The following is an 11,641-nucleotide window of genomic DNA, read 5'->3' as shown; positions in this document are numbered from 1 at the left end:
ATGAGCACCGAAGTCCGCGTCCCCACACTGGGCGAAAGCGTCACCGAGGCCACCGTCGCCACCTGGTTCAAGAAGCCGGGCGACACCGTCGCGCAGGACGAGATGCTGTGTGAGCTCGAGACCGACAAGGTGACGGTCGAAGTGCCGGCCCCCGCGGCTGGCACGCTCGCGGAGATCGTCGCCGAGGAAGGCGCGACGGTCGGCGTCGATGCGCTCCTCGCCAACATCGCCGAGGAAGGCAATGCCGGCCCCGAGGAGATGACGCCGAAGGGGTCCTCCCGGGAAACCGCCTCCGGCGCCGGCACCGAGCGCGGCGGCGAGGTGGCCGAAGAGGTCGCTTCCGAGAACTCCGGCGGCTCCGAGGGCGGCGAGAGCGTGGACGTGATGGTCCCCTCGCTCGGGGAAAGCGTCTCCGAGGCCACCGTCGCGACCTGGTTCAAGAAGGTCGGCGACAGCGTCAACCAGGACGAGATGCTGTGCGAGCTGGAAACGGACAAGGTCTCCGTCGAAGTGCCCGCGCCCGCCTCGGGTGTCCTGAGCGAGATCGTGGCGGAAGAGGGCACCACTGTCGACGCGTCCGCCAAGCTTGCCGTCCTGACCTCCGGCGGCGCGGCTCCGGCCAAGAGCGCCCCCAGCGAGGAGACCTCCTCCGCACCGGCCCCCTCCTCCGAAGGCGGCAAGGATCGTGATGTCGAGGATGCGCCCTCCGCGAAGAAGCTGATGGCCGAGAAGGGCCTCTCCTCCTCCGATGTCAAAGGCTCCGGCCGCGACGGCCGCGTGATGAAGGAAGACGTCCTGAACGCGCTGAACAAGCCCGCCGAGAAGACCGAGGCCAAGCAGGCGCCCCGCGCGCCCGCCCCGGCAGAGGATGCCGATCGCGAGGAGCGGGTGAAGATGACCCGCCTGCGGCAGACCATCGCCCGCCGCCTCAAGGAAGCGCAGAACACCGCCGCGATGCTGACCACCTACAACGAGGTGGACATGACCGAGGTCATGGCGCTGCGCTCGGAGTACAAGGAGCTCTTCGAGAAGAAGCACGGCGTGCGCCTCGGCTTCATGTCCTTCTTCACCAAGGCCTGCGGCCACGCGCTGAAGGAGGTCCCGGAGGTCAACGCCGAGATCGACGGCACAGACGTCATCTACAAGAACTTCGTGCACATGGGCATCGCCACCGGCACGCCCACCGGCCTCGTCGTTCCGGTCATCCGCAACACCGACACGATGTCCTTCGCGGAGATCGAGAAGGCCATCGCCGAGAAGGGCAAGCGCGCCCGCGACGGCAAGCTCTCCATGGCGGACATGCAGGGCGGCACCTTCACGATCTCGAACGGCGGCGTCTACGGCTCGCTGATGTCCTCGCCGATCCTGAACCCGCCGCAATCGGGCATCCTCGGGATGCACAAGATCCAGGAGCGGCCCATGGTCGTGAATGGCGAGATCGTCATCCGTCCGATGATGTACCTCGCGCTGAGCTACGATCACCGCATCGTCGACGGCAAAGGCGCCGTGACGTTCCTCGTCCGCGTCAAGGAAGCGCTCGAGGATCCCCGCCGCCTGCTGATGGACCTGTGAGGTCTGCGGTAACCAAATCGGGCGGACGCGGCGCGGCACTGATCGCCGCGCTGCCACTCCTCGCCGCCTGCGCCGCCCCTCCGGGGGCGGACGTCTCCGTGCGCCACTTCGCCTCCACCGAGACGGCGGGGAACGGCGCGCGGTGGCATCTCTTCGTCTTCGACCCCGAGGAAGCCCGCTCGCTGGACGACCGCATCGCGATCGCACGGCGCAGCATCGGGCGGGAGCGCGGATGCGATTGGGTCGGGGCCTCCCGCGCGGAGATCGAGGCGCAGACGGCGAAGCAGGGCCAGACGTATTCCCGAACGCTCCTCGCGGCCCCCGTCCGCTGCAGCGCCTGATGCCGGCCCCTCTCCAACGAACGTGCCCCCGGAGGCCCCGATGATGACACCCGAACTCTTCGTCCTCGTGCTTGCGGGGCTCCTCCAGGGCGTCCAGTTCGCCCTGATGGCGATCCCCGCGAACCGCGATCTCGGCCCTGGCTACACCATGAGCGCGCGGGACCGGGAACCGAGCCGGGAGCTGTCTCCGCTCGCCGGCCGCATGAAGCGCGCGTTCGACAACCATTTCGAGGCCCTGATCCTCTTCGCCCCGATCGCCATCGTGATCTCGCTGACCGGGCAATCCACGGTCTGGACCACGTCCTTCGCCTGGCTCTACCTCGCCGCGCGCGTTCTCTACATCCCGGCCTACGCCGCCGGCTGGCGGCCCTGGCGGAGCTTCATCTGGATGGCGGGCTTCTTCGCGACGATGGCGCTTTACGTCGCCGCGCTGATCTGATGCTCCATCTTTCGAACCATACGCCGCGGGGGCTCGCCGGCACGGGCGCCGGGGGCGTGCATCTCCCCTCCTCCCCCCGCAACAACGAGACGACCGAAGGGATCTGACCTATGGCTAGCTACGACGTCATCATCATCGGCTCCGGCCCGGGCGGCTATGTCTGCGCGATCCGCTGTGCCCAGCTCGGCCTCAAGACCGCGTGTGTCGAAGGCCGCGATACGCTCGGCGGCACCTGCCTGAACGTGGGCTGCATCCCGTCCAAGGCTCTTCTGCACGCCACCGAGATGCTCCACGAGGCGGAGCACAACTTCGCGAAGATGGGCCTGAAGGGCAAAAGCCCGTCCGTCGACTGGCCGCAGATGCTCTCCTACAAGGATGACGTCATCGCGCAGAACACCAAGGGCATCGAGTTCCTCTTCAAGAAGAACAAGGTGGACTGGTTGAAGGGCTGGGGCTCCATCCCCGAGGCCGGCAAGGTCAAGGTCGGCGACGAGGTCCACGAGGCGAAGCACATCGTCATCGCGTCGGGCTCCGAAAGCGCCGGCATCCCGAACGCCGAGTTCGAGATCGACGAGAAGGTCGTCATCACCTCCACCGGCGCGCTCGAGCTGCCGAAGGTCCCGAAGAGCATGATCGTTGTCGGCGGTGGCGTGATCGGCCTCGAGATGGGCTCCGTCTATGCCCGGCTCGGCGCCGAGGTGACCGTGATCGAGTATCTCGACCACATCACCCCGGGCCTCGACATGGAAGTGACCAAGACGTTCTCCAAGCTTCTCTCCAAGCAGGGGCTGAACATCATCACCGGCGCCGGCGTCACGAAGGTCGAGACGAAGAACAACAAGGCGACCGTCTCCTACACGCTGCGCAAGGACGACAGCGCGCAAGAGCAGGATGCGGATGTCGTCCTCGTCTCGACCGGCCGCAAGCCTGTCACGAAAGGCCTCGGTCTCGAGGAGCTTGGCGTTGCGATCAGCAAGCGTGGCCAGGTCGAGATCGACAAGGGCTACAAGTCCAGCGTGGACGGGATCTACGCGATCGGGGACGTGGTCTCCGGCCCGATGCTCGCCCACAAGGCCGAGGACGAGGGCATGGCCCTGGCCGAGATCCTCGCGGGACAGGCGGGCCACGTGAATTACGGCGTCATCCCCGCGGTGATCTACACCCACCCCGAGGTCGCCTCCGTCGGACAGACCGAGGAAATGCTGAAGGAGGAGGGGCGATCCTACAAGACCGGCAAGTTCTCCTTCATGGGCAATGGCCGGGCCAAGGCGAACTTTGCCGCGGACGGCTTCGTGAAGATCCTCGCGGACAAGGACACCGATCGCATCCTCGGCGCCCATATCGTCGGTCCGATGGCGGGCGACCTGATCCACGAGATCTGCGTTGCGATGGAATTCGGCGCTGCGGCCGAGGATCTGGCGCGGACCTGCCACGCACATCCGACCTATTCCGAAGCCGTCCGCGAAGCGGCTCTGGCCTGCGGCGACGGGGCGATCCACAGCTGAGGGTCTTTCACTTCCGCCTCACGAAAAAGGCCGCGCCATCACTGGCGCGGCCTTTTTTCTGGTGCCTGATCGGGATGCGTCAGGCGCTGGCGACGGGCGGTGAGCTTTCGGCGCGCACCACGGCGTCCCGGATCGTCTTTCGGGTCAGGGGCTTCTCGATGAACTCGCAGCCGGGGTTCTCAAGCCGCATCTCGTCGCTGTTGTATCCGCTGGCGAAGATCACGTTGGTCCCGCGCTCTCGCAGCTCGATCCCGAAGTCGAGACTTATCTCTCCACCGCCGAGATTGATGTCGAGAAGCGCTATCTGAAACGTCTGCTCGGCCGCGAGACGCCGCGCCTTGTCAAGCGTATGGGCGACGACGACATTGGAAAATCCCATCTCCTCAAGGGTTTGCGCCGTATCGAGGGCGATGATGATTTCGTCTTCTACGTAGAGAATTGCTGGCTCGGCAGTCATGAACCCATATCTTTGGCGTGGTAACACTCGAACTCCAGAACGCAGACCAACCCGCCCGGGTTCCAATCAAATGTCACGGTCCCGTCCAGCGCTCCTTCGATCGTCGAGGCGATGAGCTGGCTGCCGAATCCCTGCTTCTCCGCTGGCTCGACGGTGGGTCCGCCTGTCTCCCGCCATGTCATGCGGATGATGTCCCCGTCGCCCTCGTCGATCCTCACCCATGAGAGCATCACCTTGCCGCCCGGCTGGGAGAACGCGCCGTATTTCGCGGCATTGGTGGCCAGTTCGTGGATCGCCATGCCGACGGCGAGGGTCGCCCGAGCATTGAGCCGCATGCGCGGCCCCTTGAGCGTCGCGCGGTCGGCACCGTAGACGGACGTCAGCTCCGGCTCGAGGACCGAGTGCAGCTCCGCCGCGCCCCAGTTCTCCGTGGTCAGGAGCTTGTGGGTGTTCGACAGCGCCTCGATCCGCATGGCGAGGGTCCGGAAGACCTCCTTGTCTTCGGCAGCCTCTCCCCGTGCGCGGTTCACGAGGGCCAGCACGTTGGCCAGCATGTTCTTCACCCGGTGCTGCAGCTCGCGCATGACGCGCTGAAGTTCGGTTTGGAGTCTCGTCAGCTCGGAGATGTCCCGCAGGGTCACGCCGACGGCACGGACGGAGCCTGCCGCGGCGACGGGATAGCAGTCGAGGAGCCAGCTGCGCTCGTCGTCATCGCACGGGTCGTTGGGGATCCTGACGTCCACCACGCTGCTGTTCGTCTCGAAGACCTCGCCCGCCGGCCCCGACATGTTCTGCCAGAGGTTCGGGATCAGGTCCGAAAGCCGCTCGCCGATGCAGGCTTCGGTGCTGCGCCCGGCAAGGGCGGCGAGCTGTTCGTTGACGCGCAGAAGGCGGAAATCCGGGCCCAGGAGTCCCATTGCCTGCGGGCTGGAACGGTAGACCCCTTCGATCTCGGTCAGGCTGGCCTGCGCCTTCTCGCGCTGACGGTCGGCCTCCGCCAAGTGGGCGTGCAGATCGGTCACGTCGGACATGGTGAAGACGACGCCGGACTGCTGATCCGGCGCGTCGCCGTGATAAGGCAGCGCGCGGAACACGACATCGCGCGCGCCATCCCGCGTCCGCATCTCCTCCTCGTCCGGCTCGCCGCTTTCGAGCACCGACCGGCACATTTCCACGACGCGGTCGATATCGAGGTCCGAACCGATATCGTTGATCGCACGCCCCTTGTCGGTCTCCACGAAACGGAAAAACTCGCGGCTTTCCTCGGTGTAGGAGCGCAGACGCAGCGACTCGTCGAGGAACACCGTCGGGATCCGGGTCGAGCGGATGAAGTTCGACAGGTCCGTATTGGCCTGATTGAGCTCCGAAAGCTTGTTCTTCAGCTCCTCGTTGACCGTGGACAGCTCTTCGTTCGCGGACTGAAGCTCCTCGTTCATCGACATCATCTCTTCGTTGGAGCTCTTCAGCTCCTCGTTCGATGTCTCGAGCTCCTCCACCGTCGTCCGGATCGTCTCCCGCGCCTCGTCGAGCTGAATTTCGAGCCCGCGAACATAGGCCGCGTCGGTCGTGTCCTCCGTCGCGCTCTCCGGTTCCGGTCTGCCGATGACGTCCAGCGAATCCCGCAGGACGAGCATCCGGAGGCCCCGGTCCAGCGTCTCGAGGGTGATGAGAAGCCGCACGGCCTGCCCCGCGACCTCCCCCTCGAATTCCCGGTGGGGCGGCGCATCCTCACTCTTTACGGCGGAGTTGAGCAGACGGCGGACAGTGCCTTCGAGCTCCGGGCGGATGAGGGAGAGGATTCCCGTCCGCGTCGTGCCCGCCCGCATCATCAGGAAGCGTTCGGCCCCGTCGGAGGAATAGGTGACGTTATCGCTCGCATCGATGAGGACATGCGGCGGAACGTGCCGCTCCAGCAGCCGCCGCTCTCTCGCGCCCGGCTGCGCCCCCTCGGCGCGCTCCGGCGCGCGGACGGCCTCCGGCGGACGCGATGCGGTACGCGGCAGGGACAAGGGCAGGGCCGGCGTGTTCTGCCGCTGGTAAACGCGGCCGCTGCCCTTCCGCTCGGTGAATGCGTCCGGCAGGTCCGGCAGCATCTCGGACGGCCCGATGAAGAGAAATCCCTCGGGTCGCACGGCATACTGAAAGACGCGGGAGGCCTGGGATTGAAGGTTCTCGTTGAAGTAGATCGTCACGTTGCGGCACGACAGCAGGTCGACCCGGCTGAACGGCGGATCGCGCACCAGGGACTGCACCGAGAAGCGGACCATGTCACGCAGTCCGGAGCGCACCTCGAACCCGCTGCGATGAGGCCGGAAGAAGTTCTCGAGCCTCTCCCGGCTCATCTCCTCGGCAATGGCGCTCGAGTAGATTCCGGCGCGCGCCTCGGCCAGCGCATCCTCGTCGATATCGGTCGCGAAGACGGAGACGTGCGGCGCGATATCACGCAGTTCGGCCGCTTCAGCGAAGAGGATGGCGAGGGAATAGGCCTCCTGCCCCGTGGAGCAGCCCGGCACCCAGATGCGGACCTCGTCGGACGGCCCCTTGCCATCGAGGATGGCCGGAACGATCTCCTCCTCGATCTGCCGGAAGGCATCCGGATCGCGGAAGAAGGAGGTCACGTTGATCAGAAGGTCCTTCACCAGCCGGGACGCTTCGGATTTGTGATTGATCAGGGAGCGCAGGTAATCCTCGGGGCGCGTGATGCCGAGGACGGACATCCGTACCGCGAGCCGCCGCAGGAGCGTGCCCTGCTTGTAGTCCGTGAAATCGTGCCCCGTCCGGTAGCGGACATGGCGCACGACCCGGGAGACGAACTCGGCATCGTTGCGCAGCGACGGCTCCACGCCGGTGCGCCGATCGTAATAGTCGTTGACCACGTCGATCATCTCGGAGGTCGGCAGGACGAGATCCACGGCGCCCGTGGACATCGCCGCGCGCGGCATCCCGTCATACTTCGCCTGCTTCGGATCCTGCACGAAGACGAGGCCGCCGGACTCCTTGATCGCCTTGACGCCGGTACTTCCGTCGCTGCCCGTTCCGGACAGGACGATCCCGACGGACCGGTCCCGCGCCTCGCTCGCGAGCGACTGGAAGAACTCGTCGATGGGCCGGCGGAGACCGCGGGGGCTCTCGAACATCTTGAGGTGAAGCTGACCATCCCGAAGCATCATCCGGGCATTGGGCGGAATGAGATAGATATGCCCCGGCTCAACGATCATGCCGTCCGTCACCGAATGCACCGGCGTGTTCGTCTGACGGGACAGCAGCTCGGGAAGAAGACTTTCGTGATCCGGGTCGAGATGCTGAACGAGAACGAGCGCGAGATCATGCCGCTCGGGAAGGCGCTGGAGAACCTCCTGGAACGCCTCGAGCCCACCGGCGGACGCACCGATACCGACGATCAGCGGCACATTGCCTTCAACCCCTCGTGCGGGGTCCGGGCCGACATCCTTCATGGCGCGGTCGCTTGCGGGTCTAGGGTCATGGCCTTAACGTTCATCGTCATGTTCAACAGAGATATGGTGTCCACCGAATGGACGAACAGAGCAAGCAGAATGGGTTGGACCCGGCTCTCGAAAGAGTGAGCGAGATGTTCGATCGCTCCCCCATCGCGCTGACCCTTGCGGATACACGGCGCGACGACGTCCCGCTCATTCTCGCCAACCAGAGCTTCCTCGATATCTGCGGCTACTCGCGGGACGAAGTGGTCGGCCGCAACTGCCGCTTCCTGCAAAGCGATCTGGACAACTCCGCGGCGCGCGCCGAGCTGAAGGAAGCGCTGGCCGCAGGCACCAATTGTCAGGTCGTCCTGAGCAATCGACGCAAGAACGGCGAAATCTTCGACAACCTTCTGTTCATGCAGGCCCTTCAGGACCGGGAAGGGACACCGATCTACTTCATCGGCTCACAGTTCGAACTGGAGCGGAACGTGACGAAAGAGGGGATCGACAACCACCTCGGGCATATCAACGATGCAGTGCGCAGCGTGATCGAAACCCAGTCCCAGCTTCGGTCCGAACAGCGCCGGATGCTCGCCAACGCAGCCTTCAACGTCGCCAGCGCCTACCTGTCCCTCTCGAACAACGATACCTGACCAAACATCGAGGAGGGCGGGACGGGCTGGCGCCCCACGCCCTCCGATCCTGCGGCCTGCCCCCTGGCGACGAGGGCCGCCGCTGGATGGGGTAAGCGCGCGACCCAAGGGGCCGCGCGCTCCCGCCGAAGGCACTACTCGGGCAAGTTAGACCTCGGCGGTCTCGGTCGTCCGGGAGCTCTGCCCTTCGATCGAGCTGGATCCGCCAATCGCGATGCGACGGGGCTTCAGCGCTTCGGGGACTTCGCGGACGAGATCGATATGCAGCATTCCGTCGACGTGATCGGCCCCGGTGACGCGGACGTGGTCAGCGAGGGCGAAGCGGCGCTCGAAGGCACGCGTCGCGATGCCGCGATGGAGGTAGGTGCGGGAGGTGTCCTTCTCGTCCTCCACCCTGCGGGCGGACACGATGAGCGCGCTGTCCCTCACCTCGACATTGAGATCGTCGGCGGAGAACCCGGCGACGGCGACGGAGATCCGATAGGCGTTCTCGTCGGTCTTCTCGATGTTGTAGGGCGGGTAGGTCTGCTGGGAAACGTCGGCGCTCAGAACGCGGTCCATCAGGTCGGCGACGCGATCGAAGCCGACGGTGGCACGGTAGAGCGGGGCAAGGTCATGGGTACGCATAGGATTCATCCTCGTAAGCGATGTGTCATGCTGGCGCCCTCCTCGTCGGACGAGCGCCGTTCGGGTCGTCGCCCGGACCCTGAAGCGGCATCCGGACGCGGCTGATATGGGGATCGCCGGCGGCCGTTCAAGAGCCTTGCCGGCTCCTGGTTACGAGGTCGTGAAGGGTCAGGGACGGATGCGTTTCGCCCCGGTGACGAAGGCACTTCCGGCGTTCATGGCGCCCGTCGGATTCATCTCGATGCTGCGTTTGAGCCCATGGAGCGTCGCACCCAGATCGCTGGCGAGCGCGACCTTCCGGCCGTCCGATTCTGCCTTTGCCGACACCACGAAAGCCACCTGCGGGCCGCCAGGCCCAAGCACGAAGACCGGGGCGCCGGAGGCCCCGAAATCGACGACGCAGGACAGCATGGCCACGCCACCCGCCGCGTCCAGAACCTCGCAGACCTCCTGAAGGGACGGTGCGGCCTCGCGCCCTGCCGCGTAGGAGACGACGCCGACCTCGGTTCCGATCGTCAGCCCCATTGCCGGCGGGAACGGCCGGATCGAGGGCAGCTGGATCGGCTGGTCGAGCAAGAGCAGCGCAATATCGCGGGAGACACGCTGAATGCTGCCCTTGTCGAGGTAATCGTAATCTTTCGGGACTGTCGAACGCCGCACACCGCGATACGCCTCCGCCCGCCCGTTCCGGAGACCGGCCATGAACTTGATCTGCCCGTCCGGGATGCGCGCGCCATCGCGACTGTCGAAGAGGCAATGCGCCGCGGTCAGGACCAGGTCCGCCGCGATGAGCGCGCCGGTGCAGAAGGAACCCTTGCCGCCGAGATCGATCCGTCCGACCGCCTCCCATCCCTTCCCGTCATCCGCCGTGGCAAGCTCCCTGAGGGTGGTATCCGCCGAGGCTGCCTGGCCGGCGAGGAGGAGACAGGCAGCGAGTACGCGAAGCATGGGGCGGAGGTCCTGGCGGTTCGTATCGCGGGCAGGCTAGTCAAGGATCAGGGCCGGAATGCGGCACCTGTCGGGCTCTCATCGGACAGCGCGCCTGCCCTAGCGGCAGCCGGATGAGCTTTCACTCCACGGGCTGCATCACGGCATCCGACAAGGTGCAATCCCGAATGACGTCCGCCCCGCAGCGCCTCGGCTCCAGATCCTTCGTCAGGCAGATCCGGACCTCCTGTATCGCCCCCGCCTTGCAGGTCACCGTCAGCCCGTCCGCGTCCAGATCCGGGTTCGCCTCGAGCCACGCCTCTTCCACGACGGAGGCCGCAAGCTCCATCTCGCGCGGGAGCTGGCGGAAGATCTCGGGACGGGTGACGCTGTCATACCCCTCACGTGCAGTTTCGAAATAGTCGGCCGGGGACAGACCGGCGCAGGTGCCGTGCTTCTTCCACTGGTAGAACGCGGACCCGGCGGTGCCCATGATGTCCGCCATGGCGCGGGTCTGCCCGCGGGAGGGGGGCGATTGCGGCCCGGCGCAGTAGCTCGGCCAGCCCCGCTCGTTCTGCGGCCAGAGCCCGTGCAGGACCCAGTCCAGTCCGCGCCCGCACTGCTGGGACCCCTGCCCCTCGCCCGCGCACCAGTTCGGCGACCAGGACAGGGCCATGACGTAGTAATCGAAGCGTCCCGGCTGCTCCCCCTCGGCCACGGCGAAGCCGGGCAGGGCGAGGCAAAGCGCAAGGATCAGGCGGCGAGGCGACATGGGATCTTTCCTTTCGAGGCAATCGGGACTATATCCCGCCCAATCCCCGAAAACGAGGACCGCGCCCGCATCCGGGCGCCGCCGGCCGCCCGGCGACGGGGAAGGCTTGTGCGACCTTTGGTCAAGGAGATGATGACATGACGAAGCCCCTGATGGCGAAGGCCACCGCGGTCTGGCTCGTGGACAACACGACGATCGGCTTCAAGCAGATCGCGGATTTCTGCGGCCTGCACGAGCTCGAGATCCAGGGCATTGCCGATGGCGACGTCGCGGCCGGTGTGAAGGGCTTCGATCCGGTGGCGAACAATCAGCTCACCCAGGACGAGATCGACAAGGCGGAGAAGGATCCGCTTCACAAGCTGAAGCTGAAGTACAACGCGGCCGCCGTCGGCGAAGAGAAGCGCCGCGGGCCGCGCTACACGCCATTGTCGAAGCGCCAGGACCGTCCGGCCTCGATCCTGTGGCTGGTGAAATTCCACCCGGAACTGACGGACGCCCAGGTCTCCAAGCTCATCGGCACCACGAAGCCGACGATCCAGGCGATCCGGGAGCGGACCCACTGGAACATCCAGAACATCCAGCCGATCGACCCCGTTGCGCTCGGCCTCTGCAAGCAGTCCGAACTCGATGCCGCTGTCCAGAAGGCCGCGCAGCGACGGGCGGCCGAAGGCGCCGTCATGTCGGATGACGAGCGCCGCCGCCTCGTCTCCACCGAGCAGAGCCTGTCCGATCCGGCCGAACCGAAGATCCCCTCCTCGATCTCCGGTCTCGAGACCTTCACGCTGTCCGGCGATCCGCGCGATGAGGAAGAGGATGACAAGAAGCCCGTCGATGCGGACAGCTTCTTCAACCTGCCGGAAAACAATGACGACGAGGATGAGGACGAGCAGCCCTGAGCTGCCCCCCCC

11 protein-coding genes are annotated in these 11,641 nt (G+C 65.9%); 6 read left to right on the top strand and 5 right to left on the bottom strand.

The window, feature by feature from the left end; all coding sequences use genetic code 11:
• From odhB to lpdA, 4 genes are all read left to right on the top strand, one after another.
• Complete coding sequence (odhB, locus tag RM543_RS03455; RefSeq protein WP_311689501.1) at positions 1 to 1,572, top strand: 2-oxoglutarate dehydrogenase complex dihydrolipoyllysine-residue succinyltransferase; 1,572 nt, start codon at positions 1 to 3, stop codon at positions 1,570 to 1,572.
• A complete protein-coding gene (locus RM543_RS03450; protein ID WP_311689499.1) occupies positions 1,569 to 1,913 on the top strand; it encodes a hypothetical protein in 345 nt (114 codons plus the stop codon). Before odhB ends, RM543_RS03450 begins: the two co-directional genes overlap by 4 nt.
• Before the next feature lie 43 nt (positions 1,914 to 1,956).
• Positions 1,957 to 2,352 carry an MAPEG family protein gene (locus tag RM543_RS03445; RefSeq protein ID WP_311689498.1) on the top strand — a complete coding sequence of 132 codons (396 nt, stop codon included), beginning with the start codon at positions 1,957 to 1,959 and terminating at the stop codon, positions 2,350 to 2,352.
• 110 nt (positions 2,353 to 2,462) lie between these two features.
• Positions 2,463 to 3,857 (top strand): dihydrolipoyl dehydrogenase, encoded by a 1,395-nt coding sequence (lpdA, locus tag RM543_RS03440; RefSeq protein ID WP_311689497.1) that lies wholly within the window; start codon positions 2,463 to 2,465, stop codon positions 3,855 to 3,857.
• A 79-nt stretch (positions 3,858 to 3,936) separates the two neighbouring features.
• Here lpdA and RM543_RS03435 read toward each other — a convergent pair whose 3' ends face one another.
• On the bottom strand, positions 3,937 to 4,314 hold the full coding sequence (locus RM543_RS03435) for a response regulator (protein ID WP_311689496.1): 378 nt from the start codon (positions 4,312 to 4,314) through the stop codon (positions 3,937 to 3,939).
• Positions 4,311 to 7,769 (bottom strand): chemotaxis protein CheB, encoded by a 3,459-nt coding sequence (locus RM543_RS03430; protein WP_311689495.1) that lies wholly within the window; start codon positions 7,767 to 7,769, stop codon positions 4,311 to 4,313. Before RM543_RS03430 ends, RM543_RS03435 begins: the two co-directional genes overlap by 4 nt.
• 77 nt (positions 7,770 to 7,846) lie before the next feature.
• Between RM543_RS03430 and RM543_RS03425 the strand changes: the two genes are divergently transcribed.
• On the top strand, positions 7,847 to 8,407 hold the full coding sequence (locus tag RM543_RS03425; protein WP_311689494.1) for a PAS domain-containing protein: 561 nt from the start codon (positions 7,847 to 7,849) through the stop codon (positions 8,405 to 8,407).
• Between the two features lie 147 nt (positions 8,408 to 8,554).
• Here the strand turns inward: RM543_RS03425 and RM543_RS03420 are convergent, their stop codons facing one another.
• The 3 genes from RM543_RS03420 to RM543_RS03410 form a co-directional block, all read right to left on the bottom strand.
• Complete coding sequence (locus RM543_RS03420) at positions 8,555 to 9,034, bottom strand: Hsp20 family protein (RefSeq protein ID WP_311689493.1); 480 nt, start codon at positions 9,032 to 9,034, stop codon at positions 8,555 to 8,557.
• A gap of 168 nt (positions 9,035 to 9,202) precedes the next feature.
• Positions 9,203 to 9,982 (bottom strand): trypsin-like serine peptidase, encoded by a 780-nt coding sequence (locus tag RM543_RS03415; RefSeq protein WP_311689492.1) that lies wholly within the window; start codon positions 9,980 to 9,982, stop codon positions 9,203 to 9,205.
• 121 nt (positions 9,983 to 10,103) lie between these two features.
• Positions 10,104 to 10,733, bottom strand: a complete 630-nt coding sequence (locus RM543_RS03410; RefSeq protein ID WP_311689491.1) for a ribonuclease T2 family protein — start codon at positions 10,731 to 10,733, stop codon at positions 10,104 to 10,106.
• 137 nt (positions 10,734 to 10,870) lie between these two features.
• Between RM543_RS03410 and RM543_RS03405 the strand changes: the two genes are divergently transcribed.
• Positions 10,871 to 11,629, top strand: a complete 759-nt coding sequence (locus RM543_RS03405) for a DUF1013 domain-containing protein (RefSeq protein ID WP_311689490.1) — start codon at positions 10,871 to 10,873, stop codon at positions 11,627 to 11,629.
• The last annotated feature ends 12 nt before the right edge of the window (positions 11,630 to 11,641 follow it).

It is taken from the genome of Tropicimonas omnivorans, from assembly GCF_031846565.1.
Lineage (GTDB): Bacteria > Pseudomonadota > Alphaproteobacteria > Rhodobacterales > Rhodobacteraceae > Tropicimonas_B > Tropicimonas_B omnivorans.
Note: the sequence above shows the minus strand (reverse complement) of the source record. Positions and strands in the feature narration are given on the sequence as shown.